Origin of the sequence: Curtobacterium sp. SGAir0471 (genome assembly GCF_005490985.1) — a bacterium.
Taxonomy (GTDB): domain Bacteria; phylum Actinomycetota; class Actinomycetes; order Actinomycetales; family Microbacteriaceae; genus Curtobacterium.
In genome coordinates this window covers 3,254,069-3,280,371 of record NZ_CP027869.1, presented here as the reverse complement: position 1 = coordinate 3,280,371, position 26,303 = coordinate 3,254,069, and the positions used below count along the sequence as shown (strand labels likewise).

The 26,303-nt window shown below is 70.9% G+C and carries 28 protein-coding genes; 17 read left to right on the top strand and 11 right to left on the bottom strand.

Translation table 11 applies throughout. From position 1 onward, the window contains the following. Nucleotides 1–2 precede the first annotated feature (2 nt). Nucleotides 3–947, bottom strand: coding sequence for a type I pantothenate kinase (gene coaA / locus C1N91_RS15220; protein WP_137768401.1), 945 nt, complete (start codon nucleotides 945–947; stop codon nucleotides 3–5). Nucleotides 948–1,102: 155 nt separating this feature from the next. Continuing rightward, entirely contained in the window at nucleotides 1,103–1,588 is a 486-nt protein-coding gene (locus C1N91_RS15215; RefSeq protein ID WP_175416055.1) for a glutathione peroxidase, read from the bottom strand. 70 nt (nucleotides 1,589–1,658) lie between these two features. On the opposite strand from C1N91_RS15215, the gene glmS reads away from it, so the two are divergent. From glmS to tsaE, 5 genes are read left to right on the top strand one after another with little or no spacing between them, the layout of a single operon-like run. Next, nucleotides 1,659–3,506, top strand: coding sequence for a glutamine--fructose-6-phosphate transaminase (isomerizing) (glmS, locus tag C1N91_RS15210; protein ID WP_137768399.1), 1,848 nt, complete (start codon nucleotides 1,659–1,661; stop codon nucleotides 3,504–3,506). A gap of 9 nt (nucleotides 3,507–3,515) precedes the next feature. Beyond that, complete coding sequence (locus C1N91_RS15205; protein WP_058749468.1) at nucleotides 3,516–3,890, top strand: holo-ACP synthase; 375 nt, start codon at nucleotides 3,516–3,518, stop codon at nucleotides 3,888–3,890. Further along, nucleotides 3,887–4,990: an alanine racemase gene (gene alr / locus C1N91_RS15200; protein ID WP_137768398.1), complete on the top strand. Its 1,104-nt coding sequence runs from the start codon at nucleotides 3,887–3,889 to the stop codon at nucleotides 4,988–4,990. Before C1N91_RS15205 ends, alr (C1N91_RS15200) begins: the two co-directional genes overlap by 4 nt. After that, nucleotides 4,987–6,147 carry an alanine racemase gene (alr, locus tag C1N91_RS15195; RefSeq protein ID WP_217496444.1) on the top strand — a complete coding sequence of 387 codons (1,161 nt, stop codon included), beginning with the start codon at nucleotides 4,987–4,989 and terminating at the stop codon, nucleotides 6,145–6,147. Before alr (C1N91_RS15200) ends, alr (C1N91_RS15195) begins: the two co-directional genes overlap by 4 nt. Then, a complete protein-coding gene (gene tsaE, locus C1N91_RS15190; protein ID WP_137768397.1) occupies nucleotides 6,144–6,656 on the top strand; it encodes a tRNA (adenosine(37)-N6)-threonylcarbamoyltransferase complex ATPase subunit type 1 TsaE in 513 nt (170 codons plus the stop codon). The genes alr (C1N91_RS15195) and tsaE overlap by 4 nt, the downstream gene beginning before the upstream one ends. Nucleotides 6,657–6,666: 10 nt before the next feature. Here tsaE and C1N91_RS15185 read toward each other — a convergent pair whose 3' ends face one another. Genes C1N91_RS15185 through C1N91_RS15165 form a run of 5 tightly spaced genes read right to left on the bottom strand, consistent with a single transcriptional unit; the run spans nucleotide 6,667 to nucleotide 9,654 of the window. Next, nucleotides 6,667–6,846, bottom strand: a complete 180-nt coding sequence (locus tag C1N91_RS15185; protein WP_137768396.1) for a hypothetical protein — start codon at nucleotides 6,844–6,846, stop codon at nucleotides 6,667–6,669. Between the two features lie 42 nt (nucleotides 6,847–6,888). Then, nucleotides 6,889–7,755 carry a serine hydrolase domain-containing protein gene (locus C1N91_RS15180; RefSeq protein WP_137768395.1) on the bottom strand — a complete coding sequence of 289 codons (867 nt, stop codon included), beginning with the start codon at nucleotides 7,753–7,755 and terminating at the stop codon, nucleotides 6,889–6,891. Then, nucleotides 7,733–8,704: an HTTM domain-containing protein gene (locus C1N91_RS15175; protein WP_175416054.1), complete on the bottom strand. Its 972-nt coding sequence runs from the start codon at nucleotides 8,702–8,704 to the stop codon at nucleotides 7,733–7,735. The genes C1N91_RS15180 and C1N91_RS15175 overlap by 23 nt, the downstream gene beginning before the upstream one ends. Continuing rightward, nucleotides 8,689–9,285, bottom strand: a complete 597-nt coding sequence (locus C1N91_RS15170; RefSeq protein ID WP_137768393.1) for a DUF5819 family protein — start codon at nucleotides 9,283–9,285, stop codon at nucleotides 8,689–8,691. Before C1N91_RS15170 ends, C1N91_RS15175 begins: the two co-directional genes overlap by 16 nt. Nucleotides 9,286–9,330: 45 nt before the next feature. Next, nucleotides 9,331–9,654: a hypothetical protein gene (locus C1N91_RS15165; protein WP_137768392.1), complete on the bottom strand. Its 324-nt coding sequence runs from the start codon at nucleotides 9,652–9,654 to the stop codon at nucleotides 9,331–9,333. Between the two features lie 103 nt (nucleotides 9,655–9,757). On the opposite strand from C1N91_RS15165, the gene tsaB reads away from it, so the two are divergent. From tsaB to C1N91_RS15145, 4 genes are all read left to right on the top strand, one after another. Then, nucleotides 9,758–10,384, top strand: coding sequence for a tRNA (adenosine(37)-N6)-threonylcarbamoyltransferase complex dimerization subunit type 1 TsaB (gene tsaB / locus C1N91_RS15160; RefSeq protein WP_137768391.1), 627 nt, complete (start codon nucleotides 9,758–9,760; stop codon nucleotides 10,382–10,384). Further along, complete coding sequence (gene rimI, locus C1N91_RS15155; protein ID WP_254678273.1) at nucleotides 10,381–10,923, top strand: ribosomal protein S18-alanine N-acetyltransferase; 543 nt, start codon at nucleotides 10,381–10,383, stop codon at nucleotides 10,921–10,923. The genes tsaB and rimI overlap by 4 nt, the downstream gene beginning before the upstream one ends. Continuing rightward, complete coding sequence (tsaD, locus tag C1N91_RS15150) at nucleotides 10,910–11,965, top strand: tRNA (adenosine(37)-N6)-threonylcarbamoyltransferase complex transferase subunit TsaD (protein ID WP_137768390.1); 1,056 nt, start codon at nucleotides 10,910–10,912, stop codon at nucleotides 11,963–11,965. Before rimI ends, tsaD begins: the two co-directional genes overlap by 14 nt. Before the next feature lie 164 nt (nucleotides 11,966–12,129). Further along, nucleotides 12,130–12,945 (top strand): DUF4190 domain-containing protein, encoded by an 816-nt coding sequence (locus tag C1N91_RS15145; RefSeq protein WP_175416053.1) that lies wholly within the window; start codon nucleotides 12,130–12,132, stop codon nucleotides 12,943–12,945. Between the two features lie 121 nt (nucleotides 12,946–13,066). On the opposite strand, the gene C1N91_RS15140 is transcribed toward C1N91_RS15145, so the two are convergent. Then, complete coding sequence (locus tag C1N91_RS15140) at nucleotides 13,067–14,269, bottom strand: class I SAM-dependent methyltransferase (RefSeq protein WP_137768388.1); 1,203 nt, start codon at nucleotides 14,267–14,269, stop codon at nucleotides 13,067–13,069. A gap of 158 nt (nucleotides 14,270–14,427) precedes the next feature. On the opposite strand from C1N91_RS15140, the gene groES reads away from it, so the two are divergent. Together groES and rarD are read left to right on the top strand one after the other, a co-directional pair. Then, nucleotides 14,428–14,724 (top strand): co-chaperone GroES, encoded by a 297-nt coding sequence (gene groES, locus C1N91_RS15135; protein WP_056121496.1) that lies wholly within the window; start codon nucleotides 14,428–14,430, stop codon nucleotides 14,722–14,724. A gap of 202 nt (nucleotides 14,725–14,926) precedes the next feature. Further along, nucleotides 14,927–15,889, top strand: coding sequence for an EamA family transporter RarD (gene rarD, locus C1N91_RS15130; RefSeq protein ID WP_137768387.1), 963 nt, complete (start codon nucleotides 14,927–14,929; stop codon nucleotides 15,887–15,889). A gap of 145 nt (nucleotides 15,890–16,034) precedes the next feature. Here the strand turns inward: rarD and C1N91_RS15125 are convergent, their stop codons facing one another. Next, on the bottom strand, nucleotides 16,035–17,369 hold the full coding sequence (locus tag C1N91_RS15125; RefSeq protein WP_137768386.1) for an ABC transporter substrate-binding protein: 1,335 nt from the start codon (nucleotides 17,367–17,369) through the stop codon (nucleotides 16,035–16,037). A gap of 260 nt (nucleotides 17,370–17,629) precedes the next feature. On the opposite strand from C1N91_RS15125, the gene C1N91_RS15120 reads away from it, so the two are divergent. Next, nucleotides 17,630–18,448 carry an SDR family oxidoreductase gene (locus C1N91_RS15120; protein ID WP_137768385.1) on the top strand — a complete coding sequence of 273 codons (819 nt, stop codon included), beginning with the start codon at nucleotides 17,630–17,632 and terminating at the stop codon, nucleotides 18,446–18,448. Nucleotides 18,449–18,643: 195 nt separating this feature from the next. Here the strand turns inward: C1N91_RS15120 and C1N91_RS15115 are convergent, their stop codons facing one another. Then, complete coding sequence (locus C1N91_RS15115; protein WP_137768384.1) at nucleotides 18,644–19,525, bottom strand: hypothetical protein; 882 nt, start codon at nucleotides 19,523–19,525, stop codon at nucleotides 18,644–18,646. 202 nt (nucleotides 19,526–19,727) lie between these two features. Next, a complete protein-coding gene (gene guaB, locus C1N91_RS15110; protein WP_137768383.1) occupies nucleotides 19,728–21,230 on the bottom strand; it encodes an IMP dehydrogenase in 1,503 nt (500 codons plus the stop codon). A gap of 307 nt (nucleotides 21,231–21,537) precedes the next feature. Between guaB and C1N91_RS15105 the strand changes: the two genes are divergently transcribed. The 5 genes from C1N91_RS15105 (at nucleotide 21,538) to C1N91_RS15085 (ending at nucleotide 26,279) form a co-directional block, all read left to right on the top strand. Further along, nucleotides 21,538–22,974, top strand: coding sequence for a branched-chain amino acid ABC transporter permease (locus C1N91_RS15105; RefSeq protein ID WP_254678272.1), 1,437 nt, complete (start codon nucleotides 21,538–21,540; stop codon nucleotides 22,972–22,974). Between the two features lie 12 nt (nucleotides 22,975–22,986). Beyond that, nucleotides 22,987–23,973: a branched-chain amino acid ABC transporter permease gene (locus C1N91_RS15100; protein ID WP_137768382.1), complete on the top strand. Its 987-nt coding sequence runs from the start codon at nucleotides 22,987–22,989 to the stop codon at nucleotides 23,971–23,973. Continuing rightward, nucleotides 23,966–24,898 carry an ABC transporter ATP-binding protein gene (locus tag C1N91_RS15095; RefSeq protein ID WP_058727583.1) on the top strand — a complete coding sequence of 311 codons (933 nt, stop codon included), beginning with the start codon at nucleotides 23,966–23,968 and terminating at the stop codon, nucleotides 24,896–24,898. Before C1N91_RS15100 ends, C1N91_RS15095 begins: the two co-directional genes overlap by 8 nt. Then, nucleotides 24,895–25,719: an ABC transporter ATP-binding protein gene (locus tag C1N91_RS15090; RefSeq protein ID WP_137768381.1), complete on the top strand. Its 825-nt coding sequence runs from the start codon at nucleotides 24,895–24,897 to the stop codon at nucleotides 25,717–25,719. Before C1N91_RS15095 ends, C1N91_RS15090 begins: the two co-directional genes overlap by 4 nt. Before the next feature lie 374 nt (nucleotides 25,720–26,093). Next, nucleotides 26,094–26,279 carry a hypothetical protein gene (locus C1N91_RS15085; protein WP_137768380.1) on the top strand — a complete coding sequence of 62 codons (186 nt, stop codon included), beginning with the start codon at nucleotides 26,094–26,096 and terminating at the stop codon, nucleotides 26,277–26,279. Nucleotides 26,280–26,303 lie beyond the last annotated feature (24 nt).

Below are 26,303 nucleotides of genomic sequence, written 5' to 3'. Positions count from 1 at the left end.
CGTCAGATCTTGCGGAGCAGCACCGAGTTGACCTTGTGGTTCGCGCCCTTCTTGAGCACGAGCGTCGCCCGGGAGCGCGTCGGCAGCACGTTCTCGAGCAGGTTCGGCTCGTTGATCGCCCGCCAGACCTCGGTCGCCGTCCGCACCGCGTCCTCCCGCGACAGCGAGGCGAAGCGGTGGAAGAACGAGTCCGGGCTCGAGAACGCCTCCTCCTGGAGCGCCAGGAAGCGGTCGACGTACCAGGACTCGATGTCCTTCGTCTTCGCGTCGACGTAGATCGTGAAGTCGAACAGGTCCGACAGCGCGAGCCGCCCGTGCACCGGCGGCGCGAGCACGTTCAGTCCCTCGACGATGAGGACGTCCGGCTGCCGCACCACGATCTCGGCGTCGGGCACGATGTCGTAGACCAGGTGCGAGTAGAACGGCGCGCGCACCTCGGCCGCCCCGCTCTTCACCTGGCTGACGAACCGCAGCAGCGCCCGACGGTCGTACGACTCCGGGAACCCCTTGCGGTCCATGATCCCGCGGCGCTCCAGCTCGGCGTTCGGGTACAGGAACCCGTCGGTCGTCACGAGCTCGACCCGCGGGGTGTCCGGCCACCGCTTCGTGAGCTCCCGCAGCAGCCGCGCGACGGTCGACTTGCCGACCGCCACCGATCCGGCCACGCCGATCACGAAGGGCGTCCGTCCGGCCCGCTCGCCGAGGAACCGGCTCGTCTCCGCGTGCAGGTTGCGGGCACCGGCCGCGTAGAGCGTCAGCAGGCGGGACAGCGGCAGGTAGACCTCCTGCACCTCCTGCATGTCGAGCCGGTCGCCCAGGCCGCGCAGCTGCACGATCTCGGTCTCGGTCAGCGACAGGTGCTCCTTCGGCGCGAGCTGCGACCACTCGTCGCGCGGGATCTCCACGAACGGGGTCGGGTGCGCGACGGTGGCTTCCGTGATCGGCATGGGGACGAGCGTACAGACGGGAGGCGCGGCGGACGCGGGCGGACCGGCGCACGTGCACCGCGCCTCCCGTCCGGGGTCCCGTGCCTGTCCGCGCGACGCGGCCGCCGGTCGGCTGGACCGACGGTCGGGCGGGCCGCCGTCAGGCACGCCACCGGTCAGGCGGGGAGCGCCGCCTCGATGGCGGCGACGACCTCGGGGGCGTCCGGCTTCGTCGTCGGACGGAAGCGCGTGACGGTCCCGTCGGGGGCGACGAGGAACTTCTCGAAGTTCCAGCTGACCCGGCCGGCCTTGCCGGACGCGTCCGGCGTCTCCTTGAGGGCCTGGTACAGCGGGTGGGCGCCCTTGCCGTTCACCTTGACCTTCTCGGACATCGGGAACGTCACGCCCCACGTGGTGGAGCAGTACTCGTCGATGGCCTCGGACGAGCCGAGTTCCTGCAGGAACTGGTTGCTCGGGAAGCCGAGCACAGTGAAGCCGCGCTCGGCGTAGGTCTTCTGCAAGGCCTCGAGCTGCTCGTACTGGGGCGCGAGCCCGCATCGGGACGCGACGTTCACGACGAGGACGGCCTTGTCGGAGAACTGCCCGAAGGTGGTGTGCTCCCCGTGCAACGTGGTGATCTCGATGTCGTCGAAGCGTCCCACGACCAGAACGTTATCCCCGCCGCCGGTGCTTCGCAGGGTGGGCGGTCAGCCAGACCGTAGGATCGAGCGCATGTGTGGAATCGTGGGCTACGTCGGCAGCAAGAGCAGCCAGGAGGTCCTCCTCGGCGGGCTCCGTCGTCTCGAGTACCGCGGCTACGACTCGGCGGGCATCGCGGTCGTCGACCGGCCGGGTGACCTCGTCTCGGCGAAGAAGGCCGGCAAGCTGCAGGCCCTGGTCGAGGAGCTCGAGTCGCACCCGATCGCGGACGGTGCCACGGGCATCGGGCACACCCGCTGGGCGACCCACGGCGGCCCGACCGACGGCAACGCCCACCCGCACCTGGCGGACGGCGGCAAGCTCGCGCTCATCCACAACGGCATCATCGAGAACTTCTCCGAGCTGAAGCAGGAGCTCCTCGCCGAGGGCGTCGTGTTCGCGAGCGAGACCGACTCCGAGGTCGCCGCGCACCTGGTCGGCCGGGCGTTCCGCGAGACGGGCGACCTGACCGCCGCCATGCAGCAGGTGGTGCAGCGGCTCGAGGGCGCGTTCACGCTCCTCGTCGTGCACGCCGACCAGCCCGGCGTCGTCGTCGGTGCACGTCGGAACTCACCGCTCGTGGTGGGCCTGGGTGAGGGCGAGAACTTCATGGGCTCCGACGTCGCCGCGTTCGTCGCGTACACGCAGCGCGCCCTGGCGATCGGCCAGGACGAGATCGCCACGATCCGTCCCGACGGTGTCGAGGTCGTGCACTTCGACGGCTCCCCGGCGTCCCCGGAGGAGTTCGAGGTTAGCTGGGACGCCTCCGCCGCGGACAAGGGCGGCTGGAGCTCGTTCATGGCGAAGGAGATCAGCGAGGAGCCCGAGGCCGTCGCGAAGACGATCCTCGGTCGCGTGCACGACGGTGCCGTGACGCTGACCGACCTCGACCCGATCGCCGAGCGGCTGCAGCAGGTCGACCGCGTCATTGTCATCGCCTGCGGGACCGCGGCGTACGCCGGCATCCTCGGCAAGTACGCGATCGAGCAGTGGGCCCGCGTGCCCGTCGAGGTCGAGCTCGCGCACGAGTTCCGCTACCGCGACCCGGTGCTCGACGACCGCACGCTCGTGGTGTCGATCAGCCAGTCGGGCGAGACCATGGACACGCTCATGGCGGTCAAGTACGCCCGCGAGCAGGGCGCCCAGGTGCTGTCCATCTGCAACACCCAGGGCGCAACGATCCCGCGCGAGTCCGACGCGGTGATCTACACGCACGCCGGACCCGAGGTCGCGGTTGCGTCGACCAAGGCGTTCATCGCCCAGGGCGTCGCGCTGTACCTGCTCGGGCTGCACCTGGCGACGCTCAAGGGCACGCTGACCGCCGAGCAGATCGCGGAGCAGGTCGCCGAGCTCGAGGGCCTCGCCCCGAAGCTGCAGCAGACCATCGACGACGCGTCCGGGGTCGCGGAGCTCGCGAAGTGGATGGCCGACACCCGGAGCGTGCTGTTCCTCGGTCGTCACGTCGGGTACCCGATCGCGCTCGAGGGTGCGCTCAAGCTCAAGGAGCTCGCCTACATCCACGCCGAGGGGTTCGCGGCCGGTGAGCTCAAGCACGGCCCGATCGCCCTGATCGAGCCGGGGCAGATCGTCTTCGTCATCGTGCCGTCGCCGCGCGACCCCCGATCGCTGCACCCGAAGGTCGTCTCGAACATCCAGGAGATCCGCGCCCGCGGCGCCCGGGTGATCGCCATCGCGGAGGAGGGCGACGCCGCGGTGCTGCCCTTCGCGGACGAGGTCCTGCGCATCCCGCTCGCGACGCCGCTGTTCGAGCCGCTGCTGGCCGTCGCGCCGCTGCACATGTTCGGCATGGAGCTCGCCGCGGCCAAGGGCCTCGACGTGGACCAGCCGCGCAACCTCGCGAAGTCGGTCACCGTCGAGTAGGTCCGCGTCGTGATCATCGGCATCGGGGTCGACGTCGTCGACACGGAGCGGTTCCGGGGTGTGCTCGAGCGCACCCCGGCGCTCCGGACGCGGCTGTTCACCCCGGCTGAGCAGCTGCGGGACGGGGAGCCCCGACCGGTGTCGTCGCTCGCAGCCCGGTTCGCGGCGAAGGAAGCACTCATCAAGGCGTTCGGCTCGAGTGCCGGGCTGAGCTGGCAGGAGCTCGAGGTCGTCGCGGACGACCAGCGGAACCCGTCACTCACCCTGCACGAGGGCGCTCGTCGCGTGGCGTCCGACCGCGGCGTGACGAACGTCCACCTGTCGCTGTCGCACGACGGCGGGATCGCGACGGCGTTCGTCGTCATCGAAGGAGGGGACGCATGAGCGCGTTCACGGGGATCACGGTCGACCGCGAGGCCCTCATCGCGAACTACGCCACGGTGTCCGAGCGGGTCGCACCGGCCGGCGTCATCGCGGTCGTCAAGGCGAACGCGTACGGACACGGAGCCGTCGACGCCGCACGGGCGTTCGTGGACGCCGGCGCCGAGTGGCTCGGGGTCGCCGACGTCGACGAGGGCATCGCCCTCCGGCGCGCCGGCATCGACGAGGGCGTCCGGATCCTGGCGTGGCTGCACGCCCCCGACGAGGACTTCCGTCGCGCCGCGCAGTACGACGTGACACCGGCGGTGTCGAGCGTCTCGCAGCTCGCCGCCGCCGCCGACTCCGAGGTCCCCGCGGTGCACGTCTGCGTCGACACCGGGTTGAGCCGGAACGGTGCGGTCGAGTCCGAGTGGGCCGAGCTCTTCGCGACGGCCGGACGGATCGTGCGCTCCGGTGGCCGGACCCGGGTCGAGGGCCTCATGTCCCACCTGTCCAACGCGTCCCGCGCCGACGACCTCGACCAGGACGCCGCCCTGCAGCGAGCGCTCGACGGTCTCGCCGCGAACGGGATCGTTCCCGACGTGGTGCACCTGGCCGCGAGCGCCGGCAGCATCGCCGTCCCGGAGACCCGGCACGACGCCGCTCGGGTCGGGCTCGCGCTCTACGGCCTCAGCCCCTTCGCGGACCGCACCTCGGCCGACCTCGGGCTCCGCCCCGCGATGCGCGTGACCGCAGCGGTGCTCCGGACCGTCCCCGTCGCCGCGGGCGAGGGCGTCAGCTACGGCTACACCTGGCGTGCCGCGACCGACACCCGGCTCGCGGTGATCGGACTCGGGTACGCCGACGGCTTCGACCGCGACCTGGGCAACCGGGTGTCGGTGCGGATCGGCGACCGGACGTTCCCCGTCGTCGGCCGCGTGGCCATGAACGCCATGCACATCGACGTCGGCGACGCCGACGTCCGGGTCGGTGACGAGGTCGTGCTCTGGGGCGACCCGGCGGAGGGCGACCCCGCAGTCGAGGACTGGGCGGCCGCCATCGACACCATCAACTACGAGGTGGTCGCCAGGGTCGGCCGCAGCGTGGAACGGAGGACGACGTGAACGCGCCGCTGCGCCGGGCCCGGATCGACCTCGACGCCTACCGGTCGAACCTCGACCTCGTCCGTGGGTGGATGCAGCCCGTCGAGGTCATGGCGATCATGAAGGCCGACGCCTACGGGCACGGCCTCGAGCCGATCGCGCTCGCCGCCGTCGACGCCGGGGTGCGCTGGATCGGCGTCCTGACCGTCCCCGCGGCACTGCGGCTCCGGGCGATCGGCGTCGGCGAGGACGTCCGCCTGTTCACCTGGCAGCACGACCCCGCGCTCGACTTCCGCGACGCGATCGACTCCGCGATCGACCTCGGCGTCTCGAACGCCGCCGAGCTGCAGCGGGTCGTCGACGCCGTCGACCAACGCCCGGCACGCGTGCACCTCGGCGTCGACTCGGGGCTGCACCGCGACGGCGCGACGCCGGACGCCTGGCCCGAGCTGGTGTCGCTCGCCGTGGACGCCCAGCGCGCCGGCCGGATCGAGGTCGTCGCCGCGTACACGCACCTGGCGGAGTCGTCGGACGAGGACGACAGCGCCGCGGTCGCTGTGTTCGACCGGGCCGTCGAGACCGCGGAGGACCTCGGACTCGACCTGCCGATGGAGCACGTCGCAGCGTCGCTCGCCGGCCTGGAGCGCAAGGAGTTCCGCAAGGACATGGTGCGGATGGGGGCGAACCTGCTCGGGATCCCCGGAGCCGAGGGGGTCTCCGCCGCCGACCTCGGGCTCGAGCCGGTGATGACGCTCACCGCCTCGGTCGCGAAGACGAAGCGGGTGCCGGTCGGCACGGGCGTCTCCTACGACTACACGTACCGCACCGCGTCGGAGACCACCCTCGCGCTCGTGCCCGTCGGGTACGCGGACGGGGTCCCCCGCCGTGCGCAGGGGCGCGTCGAGGTCACCATCGGCGGCAAGCGGTACCCGATCGCCGGACGTGTCGCGATGGACCAGTTCCTGGTCGACGTCGGCGACGACGAGGTGCGCGTCGGCGACCAGGTCGTGCTGTTCGGCACGGGGGAGCACGGCGAGATGACCGTGCTCGAGTGGGGCGAGGCGCTCGGCACGATCGGGGAAGAGGTGACGTGCCGGATCGGCGCCAGGGTGCCCCGCGAGGTCGTCGGGCACCAGGTCGAGGGCCGCGTCGGCGACTACCTGCGGGAGCAGCCGTGACCGACGCCCGGGTGCTGCTCGACACGACGGTGTCGACGACCGACGAGATGGGTGCGCTCGGCGCCCGGCTCGCCGCGGTCCTCCGCGCGGGGGACCTCGTCGTGCTGACCGGTCCGCTCGGCGCCGGCAAGACGACGCTCACGCGCGGCCTCGGCGCCGCCCTCGGCGCGCGCGGGCAGGTGTCCAGCCCGACCTTCGTGCTCGCCCGGACGCACCCCACGACCGCCGGGCCGGACCTCGTGCACGTCGACGCCTACCGGTTGAGCGACCCCGTGGAGCTCGACGACCTCGACCTCGACTGGGACGCCTCGATCGTGGTCGTCGAGTGGGGGAGGGGCTTCGTCGACGGCATCGCGGACGACGTGCTCGACGTCGAGATCGTCCGCGCCACCGGAGCCGACGCGACGGACCCCGGGATCGACGACCTCGACCCCGACGACGTCCCCGACGAACCCCGGCGGGTCGTCGTGACCGCCACCGGTGACCGCTGGGCGGACGTCGCCCTCTGACCGCGCCGGGTCACCCGCCCGGCAGCGCCGCCATCGGGTCGATGAAGAAGTCGGCGTAGGCCGGGTCCTCGACGGCCAGCCAGCCGAGCCGGGCACGCACGAGTGCGTCGAGTTCCGCGGGCGGCAGCAGCCCCCGGCGACGCCACTGCTCGGGGTCCCGGTGCGCCGGAGTCCGGGGTGTCCAGGGCATGCGACGCTCCTCCTCGTGAACACTCGGGTGCCGTCGTACAGGTCAATCGTCGGCAGACAGCCGGGGACAGGAGGCCCGTGCGAGTTCGACGGTCTTCCGTTCCAGCCGGGTACCGAGACGCAGGCCGTGAGTCACCAGGACGCGTGTGGCTCCCGAGCGACGGATCGCGCAAGCCCGACTGTGGCGGGTGGCGCCGTTGATGACGTCTGCGCCGGGAACCGACTGCCATCCAGGCGGCGTTGCGGACTCGCATGCTGCACTGCCGAGGAACCTGCACAGGTCGTCGAACGTCGACCAGACACCGCCCGCAGCAGCGTACGGCCCGGCACCGACCGGCCAGGGGTCGAGCGTTCGGCCGGACCTGTCTCGCGGCAGGACGCGAGCGGCCGGTCGTGGTTCCAGTGTGGCGGTCGTGACTCCCGCAGGGCGTAGGACGTGCTCGACGGCCCACGCCCACCAGCTCCCGACAGCCTCGTCGAGGACTTCGCCGAGAACGGCGTAGCCGAGGTTCGAGTAGAGACGGTCGCCCTGTCGGAGCAGCGGAACGACGGTCTTCGGGTCGAGCCGACGCTCCACCAGTTCGGCGTACGGGTCGCGTTGGAACAGGGTGCGAACCGGACGCGCCATGCGCGGGAGGCCCGAACGGTGCTCGAGCAGCTCGAGCACGGAGAAGCGTGCTTCCGTGAGGCGCGGGACCACCCGGAGGACCTCGTCGTGCTCGCTGATGACCCCCTTCGCGATCGCCGTGCGCACTGCCGTGGCCGTCACCGCCTTGGTGATGCTGCCCCACTCGACCAGGTGGTCCGGCGAGTACGGCGGGACGTGATCGCGCACCATCTCGGGGACGCCGTTCCGGTCGACCCACGCAGCGATCCAGGTACCGCTGTCAGAGCTCGGGCGACGGAACACGGCCCCAACCTCCCTCGCGGCAGACGAGGCGCTTCGCGGTGCGGAGCGAGGATGAGGCGCTCAGGACGATCCGCTCTGCGCGGGCCTCGTCGAAGATCAGGTCGAGGGCGATCATCACGAGGGCGAACGACGTCAGGTTCATCAGCAGGGCTATCCCGCAGTGGAACACGATCATCAGGGAGACTGCGATCGGTCGACCGGCACGAAAGAGTACGAGGGCGGGGAAGAACACGGACGCGAGGACCGTCGCGTAGGCGGCGATGACGAGCAGCCATCCCGCATGGAAGAGGAGCGGCGTGATTCCTGGCCAGAAGAACTCCGGTACTCGAAGGATGTAGTACAGAGCCGTTCCGTCCTGCCACAACTGACCCTGCACCTTGTAGAGCCCGGCAAGGAGGCAGACGATGCAGAGCTGCACGCTGATCAGGAGCACACCGGTGTTGTGCGCGATGGTCGAGCTCGTCCGGTCGGTCCTGTGACGTCGGGACGGCCTCACCGTGACTCGATCGAAGCACCTGGTGAGCAGGAGGAACGGGATCACGAGGATGACGAGGTTGTCTCCACCGTCCATGAGGGTGGGGTTCGTCATGTACAACGACCAGATGAAGGCTCCGTGCAGACTGAGCGTGAGACGACCACCGATGCCGAGCATGACCAGCACGGCGAGCAGACATCCGACGTGGAACACGACCTCGAACCAGACCATCGACCCGCTCACGAGGTAGAGGCTGAAGGCTCCTCGAGCAGCTACGAGGTCGTGCATCATGTCCGTGCCGTACAGGCCGTCAGGTCCGAACAGGAAGCGGCGGTCTTCCCACGAGGTGGCGTAGTAGGCGACGGACACGAGTCCGACCGTCGCCCGGAGCAGACTCACCGCGGTCGGAGCATGTCGTCGTTCGTTCAGCCACCCGACGACGCGATCGAGGTTCGACGTCAGAGCGTGATCCATTGCGACTCCTCCACGCGCGTGTGCTCCGGGCTGTCGGGTGCGGTTCGCCGTGACCATCCAGGGAAGCGGTGGAACACGTAGCGCAGCTGAACAGCGGTCGGGTGAAACCCCTTCGCGCAGTCGATGCGTTGCGCTGCGTACCGGGCGAGGAGTTGTTCGGCTTCGTCCTGCGCTCGCTGCGCTTCGTCGTCCAACTGGCGCGGTCTCTCGATGTTCTTCTCCGCAAGGCGCTCGCTGACCGGATCCTCCATGAAGCGCTGCACGAGGAGATTGCTGATGACGCGGCTCTCGCGCGACGGGAACAACCGGCGGGAGTTCGATCTGCTGATTCCCGGGGTCGTAATGTCGACGAAGCCTGTCGCTCGTCGGCCGCACATCACCCTGGCGAGCACGCCGCGTTCCTCACTGATCGGGTCGGGCGCGAAGAGCTGCCAACTCTGCGAGAACCAGGGCTCGATCCGATGTGCGACGGGCGCGAGCGCGAAGCTGATCGGGGTGACGGGACCAGCGAGGACGAGGGCCAACACCGCATAGGTGCACACCACCAGAACAGACGCGGCGGAGCAGAGTCGTTCCTTCATGATCCTCCTGAGAGGTGGCGCTCTGCGCAGAGCGCCACCTCCTGATCAGCGATCGAAGTAGCTGGCTTCGAGGTCGGCGGTCGATCCGCCCGGTACCGATGACCGCCCGAGCACGCTGGCCCAGGAGAGGACCTTGGCGGCGTCCCGAGGGGAAGTCGCTGCCTTGAAGCCGGCGTACAGGGCCTTGGCGACGCCCGCAGCCGCCCGAGGCTCATCGTGCGGGGCTGAGTCGGTCGTCGTCGTCGAGGCTCGCTCCATCGCCGGCGTCGTCGGAGCGGGCTGAGCAGCAGCGCTGACCGCAGGGACGAGCACCGCACCCGTCACCAGAGCGGCGGTAGCCGTCGCGTTGAGCACCTTCATGTTGGTCATGGTCCTCCTTCGGAGATAGGTGGCACGCAACGTATCGAGTATCAATGGCCGCACGCAAGGGGTGTCGGGACGCGGACGGGGCGGTCGGACCTACGATGGACGGGTGCTCCTCGCCATCGACACGTCCGCCGGTACCTCCGTCGCCGTCGTCGACCCGGCCACCGGCCGTGCCGTCGCCGAGCGCAGCACCGACGACTCCCGCCGCCACGCCGAGGTGATCGGACCGTTCCTGGCCGACGTCCTCGCCGAGGCCGGCATCACCGGCACCGACGTCACCGGTGTCGTGGCCGGCATGGGGCCCGGTCCGTTCACCGGCCTGCGCGTCGGCATCGCCGCCGCCCGCACCTTCGCCGCCGCCCGCGGCGTCCCGTTCCTGCCGCTCGTCAGCCACGACGCCATCGCTGCCAACCAGGCCCAGGACGGACCGTTCGTCGTCCTGACGGACGCGCGCCGTCGCGAGGTCTACTGGAGCGCGTACGACCAGACCCGCACGCGTGTCGCGGGTCCGGGACTCGCGAAGCCGGCCGACCTGGACGAGGCGATCCGTGCCTCCCGGCCGGACGCCGTCGACTGGCCCCGCGCGACCGTCGCGACGGTCCCGGCCGGGAGGCTCGGGGCGCTCGCCGCGGACCGGCTCGCCTCCGGCGCGCCCTTCGCCGACGACACCCCCCTCTACCTGCGCGACCCCGACGTGACCGTGCCCGGCGCGCCCAAGCGGGTCGTCCGGTGACCGGACTGCCGTCGGGGCTGCGGCTGCGCCGCGCGGTGCCGCAGGACCTCGACGACGTCATGTTCCTCGAGCAGGCGTCCTTCCCGACCGACGCGTGGTCCTCGTCGCAGATGGCGGGGGAGCTGTGGTCCCCGCACGGGTACTACGTGGTCGTGGAGACGACGGAGGGCGGGGCGCCGACGGTCGTCGGGTACGCCGGACTGTCGTCGCTCGCGGGCAACCCCGTCGCCGACGTGCAGACCATCGCGGTCGCCGCGGAGCAGCGGGGCAGGGGCATCGGGAAGGTGCTCTTCACCGAGCTCCTCGACGAGACCGGACGGCGCGGCGTGCACGAGGTGTTCCTCGAGGTCCGGGCGGACAACCCGGTGGCGCAGGCGATGTACACCGCGGCAGGGTTCGAGCGGATCGCCGTCCGCCCCCGCTACTACCAGCCCGACGGTGTCGACGCGTGGGTGATGCGGGCGGAGCTCCCCGTCTCGCCCGGTGCGTCCTCCGCCGTCGGGCCGATCGGACAGGAGACCCTCGGTGAGCGCGACTGAACCCCTGGTGCTCGGGATCGAGACGAGCTGCGACGAGACCGGGGTGGGGATCGTCCGTGGGACCACCCTGCTGGCGAACGTCATCGCGTCGAGCATGGACGAGCACGCCCGCTACGGCGGCGTCGTGCCCGAGGTCGCCGCGCGGGCGCACCTCGAGGCGATGACGCCGACCCTGCACGAGGCGCTCGACCGTGCCGGCGTCACCCTCGACGAGCTCGACGCCGTCGCCGTCACGGCCGGCCCGGGGCTCGCGGGTGCCCTGATGGTCGGCGTCGGCGCGGCCAAGGCCCTCGCCGTCGCGACGGGCAAGCCCCTGTACGGCGTGAACCACCTGGTCGGGCACGTCGGTGCCGACGTCCTGCGCGCCGACGGCAGCGCGATCGAGCTGCCGACCGTGGCGCTGCTCGTCTCCGGTGGGCACACGTCGCTGCTGCTCGTGCGGGACCTCGTCGGCGACGTCGAACTGCTCGGCGAGACGATCGACGACGCCGCGGGCGAGGCGTTCGACAAGGTCGCACGGCTGCTCGGCCTGCCGTACCCGGGCGGGCCGCAGATCGACCGGGCGGCGGCGGACGGCGACCCCACCGCGATCCGGTTCCCGCGGGGTCTGACGCTGCCGAAGGACATGGCGCAGCACCGGTACGACTTCTCGTTCTCGGGGCTGAAGACCGCCGTCGCGCGGTGGGTCGAGAAGTGCCGCGACGAAGGGCGTGAGGTCCCGGTCGCCGACGTCGCGGCGTCGTTCCGCGAGGCCGTCGTCGACGTGCTCCTGACGAAGGCGCTCGCCGCCTGCCGCGACACCGGTGTCGACCGGCTGCTGCTCGGCGGCGGGGTCGTGGCGAACGCCCGGCTGCGTGCCGTGGCCGAGGAACGCTGCGCGGCCGCCGGGGTCGCGCTGCGGATCCCGCCGTTCGACCTGTGCACCGACAACGGCGCCATGATCGCGGCGGTCGGGGCGCGTCTGGTGGCCGAGGGGCACGCGCCGAGCGACCTCGGCATCGCGGCGGACTCCACACTGCCGGTGACGACCGTCCAGGTCTGAGCCGCGGGTCCCGGTCGCGGGCGTCGGTCGGGCCGGTGCAGGCCCGGGTCTGCCGGTGCGGGCGCTGGTCGGGCTCGTGCACGGCTGCGCCTGAACCCGTTCGCGGCCCGTGTGGGAGGATGCTCAGCAGGCACCGACCGACCGGGTGCCGGGAGGGGTGGACGGTGTCCGATCAGAACCAGTGGCCGAAGCCGGGCGAGTCGAGCGGGGGCGACGACGGTCGGCCGCAGCAGGACCGGCAGCCGGACGGCCAGCAGTCGGGCACGCCGCAGTCGGACAGCCAGCAGGGCTCGCCGTCCGCGCGGTCGTCGAACGGGAACCCGTACGCGCAGCCGTCGCAGGACTCCCCGTACGGCCAGGGGCAGCAGTCCGCGAACCCGTACACGCAGCCCCAGCAGTCGTCGGGCAACCCGTACGCGCAGCAGCAGCAGCCGGGCAACCCGTACGGCCAGCAGCAGCACAATCCCTACGCGCAGCAGTCGCAGCAGGGGAACCCGTACGCGCAGCAGCAGCCGGGCAACCCGTACGCACAGCAGCAGCAGTCGCGGCCGGGGAACCCGTACGCAGCCTCGGGCCCCCAGCACAACCCCTACGCGCCGCAGCAGGGGAGCAACCCGTACGCGTCCCCGTACGCCACCGCCGGCTACCAGCCGTACGCCCAGCGCCCGAAGACGAACACCATGGCGATCCTGTCGATCGTGTTCAGCGGCGTCGCCGGCCTCTCGCTGCTGACCTTCGTCTTCGCGTTCTTCGCGGTGCTCGCCGGTCCGGCGGGGGCGATCCTCGGACACCTGGCGCTCGGCAAGACGAAGGCGACGGGGGAGTCCGGTCGCGGCCTGGCACTCGCCGGCATCATCGTCGGGTGGGTCGCGACGGGCATCGCCCTGATCGGGATCATCGTGTTCTTCGTGCTGATCGCCAACTCCGGCGGCGGGTACTCCGACCCGTACGACTACGACTCGGGCGCCTTCATCCGCTGACCCGCTCTGCTCCACGAGAGCGACAGGACCCCGCCGGACATCGGCGGGGTCCTGTCGCTTCCGCGGACGAGACCGGACGGACGCGCACCCGTGGAACCGGCCGCGGGCGCCGCCCCGCGGCCTACCCGGCCACGTCGGTGAGCCGCTCGCACAGGAGCGCGGTGTGCCGTCCCTCCAGGCGGGTGAGCACGAGCGTGACCGACCGCCGCCCCCGCAGTCGCAACCGCTTCCGGAACTGCGCCGGGTCCACGTCGACCCCGCGCTTCTTGATCTCGACCGTGCCGACGTCCTCCGCGGCCAGGCGCGCGGCAAGCTGCTTCACGTCGAGCGGCATCGTGTCGAGCACGCGGAACCCCTGCGCGAACGGCGTCGTCACGGCCCGGTCCGAGGTGACGTACGCGATGCCCTCGGAGAGCATGCGCCCGTCGATCGAGCGGGCCAGGTCGCCGATCAGCCGGGCGCGGATGACCGCGCCGTCCGGCTCGTACAGGTAGGCGCGGACGGGGCCGACCTCGACGTCCTCGGCGTCGGCGGGACCGCTCAGCTCGGCGATGCCGTGCGCGCCGATCACCGTCGCCGCGCGCCGCACACCAGCGCGCGCGAGGGGGCCGGACCAGAGGACGAGCTCGACGACCTCGCGGTCGACGGAGACCCACTGCGCCTCGAGCGTGTCCGGGATCAGGTCGCGGTCGATCCCCGGCCCGAGCTTGACGCCGGTCGGGGTGGTCGTGGCCGCGGCGAACACGGTGTCGAGCGACGGCGACCAGTCGTCCGGGTCGGCCAGGCGCTTCGTGTTCGCGTGCCCGGCGGTCCGTCGCGCGGGGTCCATCCACACGCCGTCGACGCGCGACAGGTCGAACGCTGCTGCGTCGCCGAGCTCGACCCGCGCGTTCTGCCACAGCGCGAGGTTGTGCGTCGCGACCGCTGCGGTCACCTCGTCGCGGTCGACCGCGGTGACGTCGAGGTCGAGCGCCGCCATCGCCATGGCGTCGCCGCCGATGCCGGAGCCGAGGTCGGCGACCCGGGTGAGGCCGGCCGCGGCGAACCGGCCGGCGTGCTGCGCGGCGACCTGCAGCCGCGTGGCCTGCTCGAGACCGGCCTCGGTGAAGAGCATGCGCGCGGCGAAGTCCCCGAACTTCGCACGTGCCTTCTGCCGGAGCTTCGCCTGGGTGAGCACGGCGGCGACGAGGCCGGGATCGTGCCCCTCGCCCCGCAGCCGGGACACCACCCGGACGATCTCGCCCCCGTCCGAGACGCCGGGGGTACGGTCGAGCAGGGCCATCCCCTCGGGGGTCAACAGCTGGGCGAGGTCGGCGGCTTCCACCCGACGATCCTCCCAGGTCGCCGGGGAGTCCGAACCGTGCTGGCACTCGGATTGACCGAGTGCCAGACTGTCCCTAGACTCGCGTTGGCACTCTCCTGTGCGTAGTGCCAACCGGTTCCCATCTGTACCGAGTCAGTACCGAGAAAGAAGAGGTCACCGTGGCCGTCACCATCAAGCCGCTCGAGGATCGCATCGTCATCCGCCAGGTCGAGGCGGAGCAGACCACCGCTTCCGGTCTCGTCATCCCGGACACCGCGAAGGAGAAGCCCCAGGAGGGCGAGGTCGTCGCCGTGGGCCCGGGTCGCATCGACGACAACGGCAACCGCGTGCCGCTCGACGTCGCCGTCGGCGACAAGGTCATCTACTCGAAGTACGGCGGCACCGAGGTCAAGTACTCCGGTGAGGACCTGCTCGTCCTCTCGGCGCGCGACGTCCTCGCGGTCATCGAGCACTGAGACCAGCAGCTCTCGTCACGAACGCCCCGTCCGGCTCGCAGCCGGCGGGGCGTTCGTGCGTCGGCCCGTCGGTCGGTCGGCCCGTCGGTCGGTCGGGCGGCCCGTCGGTCAGTCGCCCCATCGGTCGGTCGGCCCATTGGTCGGTCGGCCTGGAGGCGCGCTGTCCGCCCGCAGCGTCTGCGCCCCTTCCTAGGATGGTTCCGTGAGTGAACCGACAGCGGCACGTCCGGCACGCAGCGAGGCCTCCGTCGGTGTCGTGCAGGCGATCGTCGCGTACGGCCTGTGGGGGCTCATGCCCCTGCTCTTCGCGGCGATGGCGCCCGCCGGCGCGTTCGAGATCGTCGCCTGGCGGATCGTCTTCGGGCTGGTCTTCTGCGCCGTGGCGATCGCCGTCACCCGGTCGTGGCTCCGCACCCGCTCCCTGCTCGCCCAGCGTCGGGTGATGCTCGTGATGGGGCTCGCGGCCGTCCTCATCCTGGTGAACTGGACCGTGTACGTCGCCGCGACGACGACGAGCCACACGGTCGAGGCCGCGCTCGGCTACTTCATCAACCCGCTCGTGACGATCGCACTCGGCGTCGTCGTGCTCCGCGAGCGCCTCCGTGCGGCGCAGTGGGCGGCCGTCGGCATCAGCGTCGTCGCCGTCGTCGTCATCGCGGTCGGCTACGGACAGGTGCCGTGGATCTCGCTCGCACTGGCGTTCTCGTTCGGCCTCTACGGCCTGGTGAAGAAGCGGGTCGGCGGCACCGTCGACGCGCTCAGCGGGCTGACGATCGAGACCGTCTGGCTGCTGCCGATCGCGGTCGGGGCGCTCGTCGTGCTCGGCGTCACCGGTCTCGGCGGCGGGGTGACGTTCACGAGCGAGGGCTGGCCGCACGTCCTCGTCACCGTGCTCACCGGGCCGGCGACCGCGGTGCCGCTGCTGCTCTTCGCGTCGTCGGCGCGGCGGGTGTCGCTGTCGACGCTCGGACTGACGCAGTACCTGGCTCCGGTGATGCAGCTGCTGGTCGGGGTGGTCGTGCAGCACGAGGCGATGCCGCCCGCGCGGTGGATCGGCTTCGGGATCGTCTGGGCAGCGCTCGTGGTCCTGACGGTCGACAGTTTCGTGGCGGCCCGGGCCGCGCGCCGCCGGACGCTCGCGCCCACGGCAGCCGAGCCGGTGTGACGGAGGGGAGCCGCGCCTCCCGTCCGGCTGCCGCTCGCGCCGGGCACCGCATGAGTCCGCTCGTGTGTCCAGCCCGCGGAGTGGAAGCCGAAAGCGACAGTCCCCCGCCGAAGATCGGCGGAGGACTGTCGCTTTCGCGGTGGTGTTACTTCGAGACCGAGCCCTGGATGGCGCTCTGGTACACGGGCTTGTTGTCGCCGTCGAACTTGTAGATGCCGATGTAGGCGCTCGACGGGTCGTTCTTGCTGTCGAACGGACCGATGCCGGACGGGCCGGTGTACTGGATGGACTCACCCTTGTCGAGCAGGTCCTTGCACGCCTTGAACGTCTCGCACTTGGTGCCGCCGTCCGCGCCGGACACCGCAGCCATGTTGGCCTGGATGGTGCCCGAGTCGGTGCCCTTGCCCTTCACCGCAGCCAGTGCGGCCAGGGTCGTGGCGTCGTACGACTCAGCGGCGTACGAGTAGTCGGTGAGCCCCTTGCCCGCGGTCTTCTGGTAGTAGTCCGACAGACGCTGCTTCAGCTCGTCCTTCGGGCTGGCGCCCGGGATCGTGCCCTGCGCGCCCTCGAGGGTGCCCGGGTCGAAGTCCTTCGAGTAGTCCGCCGTGTTGCCGTCGGACATGTAGATCTTCGACATGTCGGCGTTCTGCGACTTGAGCTCCGGGATGATCGACTTCGTCTCGTCGAAGGCGAGCACCACGATGGCGTCCGGCTTCGCGGCGAGCGCAGCGGTGACCTCGGACGAGAACGTCGTCTGGCCGGGCGGGAACTCCTGGCCCTTGCCCTTGCCCCCGTAGACGACCTGGCCGCCCGAGTCCTCGACCGCCTTCTGCACGGTGTCGCGGAGGCCCGTGCCGTAGGTGTCGTTGAAGACCAGGAACGCGACCTTGGCGTTGCCGTCACCGGTGATGAGCTGGCCGAGCGCCGAACCCTGCACCGAGTCCGGCGGAGCGGTCCGGAAGTAGTGCGACGAGTACCCGGACAGGTCGGTCGCGGTGTTCGCCGGCGAGATCTGCACGATGCAGTTGCTCGTCAGCTGGTCGATGACGTTCAGCGTGACGCTGGACGACTCCGCACCGATGACGACCGGCACCTTGGCGTTGACGAGCTTCGTCGCGGCCGAGCTCGACACGGTCATGTCGTTGCTGTCACCCGAGTCGGTCGCGGGGTCGATGCTGACGTCCTTGTCGAGCACGCCGCCGGCCGAGTTGATGTCCTCGACCGCGAGGCCGACACCGGCCTCGGCGGGCGGGTTGAGGTACGACAGGGTGCCCGTCAGCGGGAGGATCGTGCCGATCTTCAGCGCGTCGGTACCCGGGGTGTCGGGGGCCTTGCAGCTCGCCGCCGGGTCCTTCTTCGCACCGCCGGCGGAGGCGGACGAGGTGGATTCGGCGCTGCCGCTGGTGGAACACGCGGCGAGGAGGAGCGCTGCCGCTCCCGCCACTGCCAGTGCCGTGGTGGCACGGGTGGTTCTGGTCATCCGTGGAGCCCTTTCTCTGCGCGGAGGCCCAACCGCATCGGGTCGAGCGCGGTCTCCTCCGCGTGGGTTGCCGAGAAAACTAGGGCCGAAGTGTTTCGCGTGTGTGTCCGAGATCGACACCTGGACGTTTCGTTACACACCCGTGACGAAACTGAGGAGGCGCACGGGAACCCCTGATGAGGAGTCCGTCCGGACGGTGCGCTGTACAGGAGGCGCGGTTCCGGGCGGCCGATGCGGGCCTCGCGCGTACGGTCCGGGCCATGAGCGACGCTGCTTCCACGACCACTTTCCGTCCCACCCGCTCGATCGTCACCGGTGCCGAGTCCGGCATCGGGAAGGCCACCGCGGTGGCGCTCGCCGCCGCCGGCATGGACGTCGGCATCACCTACCTGTCCGAGCCGGAACGCGCCGAGGAGACCGCCGCCGAGGTCAGGCAGGCCGGGCAGCGGGCCTTCGTCGAGCAGATCGACGTGACGCAGCTCGACCAGGCCGCGGCAGTGATCGACCGGCTCGTGACACGGCTCGGCGGCGTCGACGTCATCGTGGCCGACGCCGGGACGGGCGACAACGCGCCGTTCCTCGACCTCACGCTCGACCAGTGGCGGCACACGGTCGCAACGGACCTCGACGGGGCGTTCGTCACGATCCAGGCGGCCGCACGGCACATGGTGCGACAGGGGACCGGCGGGCGGGTCATCGGCATCACGAGCGTGCACGAGCACCAGCCCCGGTACGGATCGAGCGCGTACGACGCCGCGAAGCACGGGCTCGGCGGACTCCTCAAGACCATCGCGATCGAGCTCGCAGAGCACGGCATCACCGCGAACGCGGTCGCGCCGGGCGAGATCGCGACCCGGATGACGGGCGCCGAGGACGAGGATCCGCACACGATCTCCCGTCCCGGGGTCCCGCTCGGGCGGCCGGGCAACGCGTGGGAGATCGCCGCCGCGGTGGCCTTCCTCGCGTCGCCGGCATCGTCGTACATCACCGGGGTGTCCCTCCCCGTCGACGGCGGCATGCTGCAGATGGGCCCCCACGGCGGCAGCCACATCACGTCCGACGACTGGCGCAGCGCGTAGGTCGCTCGTCCCGTCCGCCCACACTGGGTCGAGACGCCGGCGTCGGGTCCAGACACCCTGGAAGCGTGGAGACGCCCTCGAATCCAACGGCGTCTCGGCAGTTCGGCGGTGCATCGGGCAGACGCCGGCGCCTCGAGGTGCAGCGATCCCCTCGAGACGCCGGCGTCTCGATGAACCGGTGGGGCAGGCACCCGGTCATCGCGCCCGCCCGTCCCAGCCTCGTCCGAGCGGGAGGCCCGCTTCGAGCAGCACGGGTGCCAGGAGCGCCGGGTCGAGTGCTTCGCGCATGCCCCACCGAGCGAACCCCCTGACCTCGGGCGCCCGTCGCAGTGCGTCCTCGCGGCGCTTCTCGGACCAGAGCGCCGAAGGATCGTCGTACTTCACCCGGCCGTCGAACTCCCCGACGATGCCTTCGGACGGCCACCAGAAGTCGACCCGGAAGCGCCCGGCATCGGTCACGAACTCCCGCTGCAGCACAGGCGAGGCGACCCTGAGGTCCCGCATCGTCACCCTGCTGAGCGACTCGCCCGCGGACTCTGCAGCTCCGTCGGCGATCTCGAGCGCCTGCCGTGCGACGCCCGAGCCCCGCCCACCGGAGCGCGGTGCGAAGGCACGCTCGAGCTCGGGGAGCGCAACGGTGTGGCTGTGCAGCACGTGATCGAGCACCATGACGACGTGGGGCAGCGGCACGACGTGTGCGATGTCGGTCACCGTGCGGAGCAGCGATGTGACAGGAACGGTGTCGAGGACGGCGACGTCACGCTCGGCCAGTGCACCGGTGTGCCGGACGACGCCTCGGCCGACGTGCGTCTTCGACAGGACCGGATCGGTCACGTGCAGGCGCCAGTCCCAGCGCCCGAGTTCGGGGAGGCCCCACAGTGCCCCGGCCGACCGGTGCGAGACGACCGCTGGACGGTGCAGTGCTGCAACGCGGGCGCGCACCACGAGTCGACGGCGCCCGGGCCCGTCGAGTGCGTCCCACGCCTCGCGCTCGACCCCCACCCCGTGGAACAGGCGGACCGGATCGCGGAGGTCCGCCGGACGAGCGGCGAGGACGGGAGTCGGCGTGGCTGACATGCGCGGCAGTCTCGCGCGACCACGCCGCGGACGGGAGATGACCGCCCGAGCTGTGGAGCGCCTCCCGGCCGACATCAGGTGTGGAGGGCGTCGCGAGACGCCCCCGTCAACGGGAAACGCCCCCGGAGCACCGAGACGCCGCCGGATTCGGCGGCGTCTCGATGTGACGGGGGCGTCTCGCGGGGGTGGGAACGAGGCGGGGTCAGCCGCGGTAGTTCGGGGCCTCGACGACCATCTTGATGTCGTGCGGGTGCGACTCCTTGAGCCCGGCCGCGGTGATGCGGACGAACTTGCCGCGGGCCTTGAGCTCCGGCACCGTGCGACCACCGACGTAGAACATCGACTGCCGCAGACCGCCGACGAGCTGGTAGACGGCGTTCGCGACCGAGCCGCGGTAGGGGACCTGACCCTCGATGCCCTCGGGGATGAGCTTCTCGTCCGAGGGGACGTCCGCCTGGAAGTAGCGGTCCTTCGAGTACGAGGTCTTCTCGCCGCGGGTCTGCAGCGCGCCGAGGGAGCCCATCCCGCGGTACGCCTTGTACTGCTTCCCGCCGACGAAGACGAGCTCGCCCGGGCTCTCGTCGGTGCCCGCGAGGAGCGAGCCGAGCATGACGGTGTCGGCACCGGCGACCAGGGCCTTCGCGATGTCGCCCGAGTACTGCAGCCCGCCGTCGGCGATGACCGGCACGCCGGCCTCGCGCGCGGCGAGCGACGCCTCGTACACGGCGGTGACCTGCGGGACGCCGACGCCGGCGACCACGCGGGTGGTGCAGATCGAGCCCGGGCCGACGCCGACCTTGACCGCGTCCACGCCCGCGTCGATGAGGGCCTGCGCACCCTGTCGGGTCGCGACGTTGCCGCCGATGACGTCGATGCCGGCGAAGGACGGGTCGGCCTTGAGACGGCGGACCATGTCGAGCACACCCTCGCTCTCGCCGTTCGCGGTGTCGACGACGAGCACGTCCACGCCCGCGTCGCGCAGCGCCTCGGCGCGCTGCCAGGCGTCGCCGAAGAAGCCGATCGCAGCACCGACCCGCAGGCGGCCCTCGTCGTCCTTCGTGGCGTCCGGGTACTTCTCGCTCTTGTCGAAGTCCTTGACGGTGATGAGGCCGCGGAGCTTGCCGGCGGCGTCGACCAGCGGGAGCTTCTCGATCTTGTGCTGCGCGAAGATCGCGACGGCGTCCTCGGGGTCGATGCCCTCGGCCGCGGTGATGAGCGGCGCCTTCGTCATGACGTCGCGGACGAGCGTCGTACCCATCTCGAACGGGGCGACGAAGCGCATGTCTCGGTTGGTGATGATGCCGACCAGCGTGCCGTCCGCCTCGACGACCGGCAGGCCGGAGACGCGGAACTGCCCGCAGACGGCGTCGACCTCGGCCACGGTGGCATCCGGGCTCGTCGTGACTGGGTTCGTGATCATGCCCGACTCGGACCGCTTGACCTTGTCGACGTACGCGGCCTGGTCCTCGATCGACATGTTGCGGTGCAGGATGCCGATGCCGCCCTGACGGGCCATGGCGATCGCCATGCGGGCCTCGGTCACGGTGTCCATCGCCGCCGACAGCAGCGGGACGTGCACGTCGATGCGCTTGGTGAGCCGGGACGTCGTGGACGCCTCGCTCGGGATGACGTCGGTGTGCCCGGGCAGGAGCATGACGTCGTCGTACGTGAGTCCGATGAATCCGAACGGATCCGGCTGGTCCATGGGTCCCCTTCGTGGGCGAGGTGAAGTGGTGGCACCGGGGCGCGTCGTCGGGTTCCCGATGGGCCATGGTAACGCGCGCGACACGCGGAGCATTCCTGCTTCCCCCGACGGACGGACCTGACAAGCAGCTGTGCGCGACGTCGCAGCTGCTTCCTGAGAATCCTGTACCGGCCGGACGGGCGGATCCATGCGGATCGAGGGGGTGTCGGTCACGAATGCAGCACGATTTGTGCAGGAGACGTGCTGGAAACACGGGGGACACAAAAAATCCCTATGGTCCTCGACTATCCGAACGAGAGGCTCATCCGTGGGTTCCATCACTCCGCCGGGGTCAGCGCTCATGCGCCGGCTCCGCCGTGGGGCACCAGACCGCCGCAAGCGCCTGGTCCTCGCCGCAGTACTCTTCCTCGCTTTCCTCGCCACCTTCGCGGTCGACTGGGCAGTGTCGCCCGCGGCCGACGCGGCGACGAGCAGTCCCTCCGCCAGCAGCAGCCCGAGCACCGGCAGCGCGTCCACCGCCGACGGCCCCTGCGTCGTCAGCCCGACGAACGGCTGCATCCGGGGCACCATCCTCGACTCCGAGCGGAAGCCCGCCAGCGGTGTCGACGTCGACGTCGTCGGCGCCGGCGGCTTCGCCCAGACCGCGACGACCGACGACTCCGGCCGCTGGTCCGTCTCGGTCACGACCGCCGGGCAGTACACGGTGAGCGTCGACCAGGACTCGCTGCCGAAGGGGCAGTACCTGACGAACGCCGCCGATGCGGACCGCAAGGTGAACGCCACGCTCAACGCCAACGTCGGCCAGATCTTCCAGCTGTCCGACCAGCAGGGCGCCACGACCAGCGACGACACGAGCAGCGTCAGTGCCGCACGTGCCTGGCAGCAGCTCGCCTCGGGCATCCGGCTCGGGCTCCTCATCGCCCTGGCGTCGGTCGGCCTCTCGCTCATCTACGGCACCACCGGCCTGTCGAGCTTCTCGCACGGCGAGCAGGTGACGCTCGGTGGTCTCCTCGCCTACGTGTTCGCGAACCAGCTCGGCTGGAACATCTGGGTCACCGGCATCGTCGTCACGCTGCTCTGCGCGGCCACCGGCTACCTGCAGGACGCGGCGATCTGGCGGCCACTCCGCCGTCGCCGGATCAGCCTCACCCAGCTGATGATCGTCACGATCGGCCTGTCGATCGCCGCGCAGTACGCCTTCCAGTACTTCTTCGGTGCCTCGACCGTCCGCATCCAGCAGGGCAACCCCGAGACGGTGACCTTCGCCGGCCTGACGCTGACCGTGCAGTCCTACGTCGCGATGGGCATCGCGCTCGTGGTGCTCGTCGGCACGGGCCTGTTCCTCGCGAAGACCCGCTTCGGCCGCGCCACCCGCGCCGTGTCGGACAACCCGGCGCTCGCCGCGGCGTCCGGCATCGACGTCGACCGGGTGATCCGGTTCGTGTGGACGCTCGCCGCCGGCCTCGCGGGCCTGTCCGGCGTGATGCTCGGCCTGGTCCTCAACGGTGTGAACTGGCAGACCGGTCTCCAGCTGCTGCTGCTCATGTTCGCGTCCGTCACGCTCGGCGGTCTCGGCACCGCGTACGGCGCCCTCGTCGGCTCGATGATCATCGGCATCGTCGTCGAGCTCACGAACCTCGTGCTGCCGGGTGACTTCAAGTACGCCACGGCCCTCGTGATCCTCATCCTCATCCTGCTGTTCCGGCCGCAGGGCATCTTCGGTCGCGCCGAGCGCATCGGCTAAGGGAGCACCGACATGGACTACATCCTGAACCTGCTGTCCTCGCTGACGCAGGAGGCGCTCGCCCCCACCACAGCGGCGTTCGCCCTGGCCGCGATCGGCCTGAACGTGCACTTCGGTCTGACCGGCCTGATCAACATGGGCCAGGCGGCGTTCCTGCTGCTCGGTGCCTACGGCTTCGCGATCTCGATCACGAACGGCCTGCCCTTCGTCATGGCGGTCCTCGTCGCGCTGGCGGTGGCCATCGTCTTCGCCGTCATCCTCGGCATCCCGACCCTGCGGTTGCGCGGGGACTACCTGGCGATCGTGACGATCTCCGGTGCCGAGATCATCCGCATGGTCGGACGCTCCAGCCTGCTGACGAACACCACCGGTGGTTCGAACGGCATCGCCGGCTCGGCCTACCGCGACCCGTTCAACGCGCTGAGCCCGCTGCCCGACGGCACCACGAGCATCCTGTGGTTCACGTACTCGAACAACGGGGTCAACGGCTGGTGGATCCGCATCGCCGCGTGGGGCCTCGTGGCGCTCTTCACCCTCGTGCTCTTCCTGCTCATGCGCAGCCCGTGGGGCCGCGTCGTGAAGGCGATCCGCGAGGACGAGGACGCCGTCCGCTCCCTCGGCAAGAACGTCTACTCGTACAAGATGCAGGCGCTCGTGTTCGGTGGTGCCCTCGGGGCGCTCGCCGGGGTCATCTACGTGCTGCCGAGTTCGGTGCAGCCGGACGCCATGGGCCGCTCGATGACCTTCTTCATCTGGACCGCGCTCATCCTCGGCGGTGCTGCGACCGTCTTCGGTCCGGTGCTCGGGGCGATCCTGTTCTTCGTCGTGCGGCTGTTCGTCCGCACCCTGGCCGGGGACTTCATCCCCGACTCGATCATGAACGCGCAGCAGGCGGAGCAGTTCTCCTACGTGCTCGTCGGTGTCGCGCTCATGCTCCTCATCGTGTTCCGGCCACAGGGACTCCTGGGCAACAAGAAGGAGCTGTCGTTCAGTGTCTGAGACCTACACCCACACGAAGTCCGACCCGATCCTGACGGTCGACGGCGTCACCCGGCACTTCGGCGGCATGACCGCGGTCGACGTCGACCACCTCGAGGTGCAGCGCGGCACCATCACCGCGCTCATCGGCCCGAACGGCGCCGGCAAGACGACGTTCTTCAACCTGCTCACCGGGTTCGACAAGCCGAGCCCCGGTGCGACGACCCGCTTCAACGGCGACACGCTGCAGAAGACGAGCGCGACGCACATCGCGAACAAGGGCATGGTGCGCACGTTCCAGCTCACGAAGGCGCTGAGCCGCCTCACCGTGATGCAGAACATGCTGCTCGGCGCCCGCGACCAGCCGGGCGAGAACTTCTTCGTCGGCCTGGTCCCGGCGCTCTGGCGGAAGCGCGAGCGCGAGATCACCGCGAAGGCCGAGGACCTGCTCGCGCGCTTCAAGCTCCTCGAGAAGAAGGACGACTACGCCGGCTCGCTGTCCGGCGGTCAGCGCAAGCTCCTCGAGATGGCCCGAGCGCTCATGTCCGACCCGACGATGATCATGCTCGACGAGCCGATGGCCGGCGTGAACCCCGCGCTCACCCAGTCGCTGCTCGGGCACATCCAGTCCCTGCGCGACGACGGCATGACCGTCCTCTTCGTCGAGCACGACATGCACATGGTCCGGCACATCTCGGACTGGGTCGTGGTGATGGCCGAGGGCAAGGTCGTCGCCGAGGGGCCGGCGGACACGGTGATGGACGACCGCGCCGTCATCGACGCGTACCTCGGTGCGCACCACGACACCGACCTGGGCGACGACTCGCTCCTCACCGAGGAGACCTACGAGGAGCTGGCCGAAGAGGTGGCGGAAGAAGAAGCGGCGGACGACCACCACAAGGCGGACGACCACCGCAAGCAGGACGAGCAGGAGGCGACCCGATGACCGACGCACCGAACGCAGCGGACGCGAGCCGCGCCTCCAGTCCGGCGACCGGCGCGACCGGCGCGACCGCGACGGTCGACCGCGGCGAGCCCGTCCTCACCGCGAAGAACCTCGTCGCCGGGTACCTGCCGGGCGTCAACATCCTCAACGGCTGCGACCTCGACTGCTACCCGGGCGAGCTCATCGGCATCATCGGCCCGAACGGTGCCGGCAAGTCGACGCTCCTCAAGGCCCTGTTCGGCCTCGTCTCGATCCGCGAGGGCTCGGTGTCCCTGCAGGGCGAGGACATCACCAACCTCAAGGCGAACAAGCTCGTGCAGGCCGGCGTCGGCTTCGTGCCGCAGACGAACAACGTGTTCCCCTCGCTCTCGATCGAGGAGAACCTGCAGATGGGCCTGTACCTGCGCCCGAAGAAGTTCGCGGAGCGGCTCGAGGTCATCTACGACCTGTTCCCGGTCCTCGGCCAGCGGCGCACCCAGCGGGCGGGCTCCCTGTCCGGTGGTGAGCGGCAGTCGGTCGCGATGGCCCGCGCGCTGATGATGGACCCGAAGGTGCTGCTGCTCGACGAGCCCTCCGCGGGCCTGTCGCCGGTGCGCCAGGACGAGACCTTCATCCGCACCCGCCGGATCAACAAGGCCGGGGTGTCGATCATCATGGTCGAGCAGAACGCGCGACGCTGTCTGCAGATCTGCGATCGTGGGTACGTGCTCGACCAGGGGAGGAACGCGTACTCGGGCACCGGGCGCGAGCTCGCCGACGACCCGAAGGTCATCGAGCTCTACCTGGGGACGCTCGCCAAGGACGTCGACTCCGCTCGCTGAGCGGGGCCGACCCGCGGGTACTGCTGTGGGGGTGGTACCCGCACCCCGACGGGGCCGCGCAGGCTGCTGGACGCGCCGCGCGGCCCCGTCCTCACGCCGGGTGGTCTGCGGGCAGCCGTTGGGCGCCGTTGGTCGCCGCCCCGAGACGCCGGCGTCCGCCCGAGGCGCCGGCGTCCGCCCGAGACGCCGTGATCACCCCGGGACACCGCCGGATCCGGGTGCGTCTCGCGTCGTCCGGTGCGTCTCGCGGCGACGCCGGCGTCTCGCGCCCGCCGCGCCCCACCCGCACCCGGCCTGGAGGCGCGACCCACCCCCGCCCCGCCGCGCCCGCCCCCGGCACCCCGGCTGACCACCCGTCGGCTAGCGTGACGCACGTGCGCACCCCCGGCCGCCTCGTGCTCGACGCCCTCGTCTGGGTCGTCTTCGCCGTGCTCTTCGTCGGTGCCGCACTGCTGGTGAAGGTCGCGGCAGCTCTGCTCGGGGTCCTCGTCGTGCTCGCGCTCCTGCTCGGCCTGGTGCTGCGGGCGCTCCGGAAGCGACGGGCGCGACCCCGGCGGTGACGACCCCGGCGGTGACGACGCCCC

What these genes read in the sequence shown, in the direction of transcription:
- coaA (WP_137768401.1), bottom strand. Translation starts at nt 947, where the DNA reads ATGCCGATCACGGAAGCCACCGTCGCGCACCCGACCCCGTTCGTGGAG.
- glmS (WP_137768399.1), top strand. Translation starts at nt 1,659, where the DNA reads ATGTGTGGAATCGTGGGCTACGTCGGCAGCAAGAGCAGCCAGGAGGTC.
- alr (WP_137768398.1), top strand. Translation starts at nt 3,887, where the DNA reads ATGAGCGCGTTCACGGGGATCACGGTCGACCGCGAGGCCCTCATCGCG.
- C1N91_RS15185 (WP_137768396.1), bottom strand. Translation starts at nt 6,846, where the DNA reads ATGCCCTGGACACCCCGGACTCCGGCGCACCGGGACCCCGAGCAGTGG.
- C1N91_RS15175 (WP_175416054.1), bottom strand. Translation starts at nt 8,704, where the DNA reads ATGGATCACGCTCTGACGTCGAACCTCGATCGCGTCGTCGGGTGGCTG.
- C1N91_RS15170 (WP_137768393.1), bottom strand. Translation starts at nt 9,285, where the DNA reads ATGAAGGAACGACTCTGCTCCGCCGCGTCTGTTCTGGTGGTGTGCACC.
- C1N91_RS15165 (WP_137768392.1), bottom strand. Translation starts at nt 9,654, where the DNA reads ATGACCAACATGAAGGTGCTCAACGCGACGGCTACCGCCGCTCTGGTG.
- C1N91_RS15125 (WP_137768386.1), bottom strand. Translation starts at nt 17,369, where the DNA reads ATGACCAGAACCACCCGTGCCACCACGGCACTGGCAGTGGCGGGAGCG.
- C1N91_RS15120 (WP_137768385.1), top strand. Translation starts at nt 17,630, where the DNA reads ATGAGCGACGCTGCTTCCACGACCACTTTCCGTCCCACCCGCTCGATC.
- C1N91_RS15115 (WP_137768384.1), bottom strand. Translation starts at nt 19,525, where the DNA reads ATGTCAGCCACGCCGACTCCCGTCCTCGCCGCTCGTCCGGCGGACCTC.
- guaB (WP_137768383.1), bottom strand. Translation starts at nt 21,230, where the DNA reads ATGGACCAGCCGGATCCGTTCGGATTCATCGGACTCACGTACGACGAC.
- C1N91_RS15100 (WP_137768382.1), top strand. Translation starts at nt 22,987, where the DNA reads ATGGACTACATCCTGAACCTGCTGTCCTCGCTGACGCAGGAGGCGCTC.
- C1N91_RS15090 (WP_137768381.1), top strand. Translation starts at nt 24,895, where the DNA reads ATGACCGACGCACCGAACGCAGCGGACGCGAGCCGCGCCTCCAGTCCG.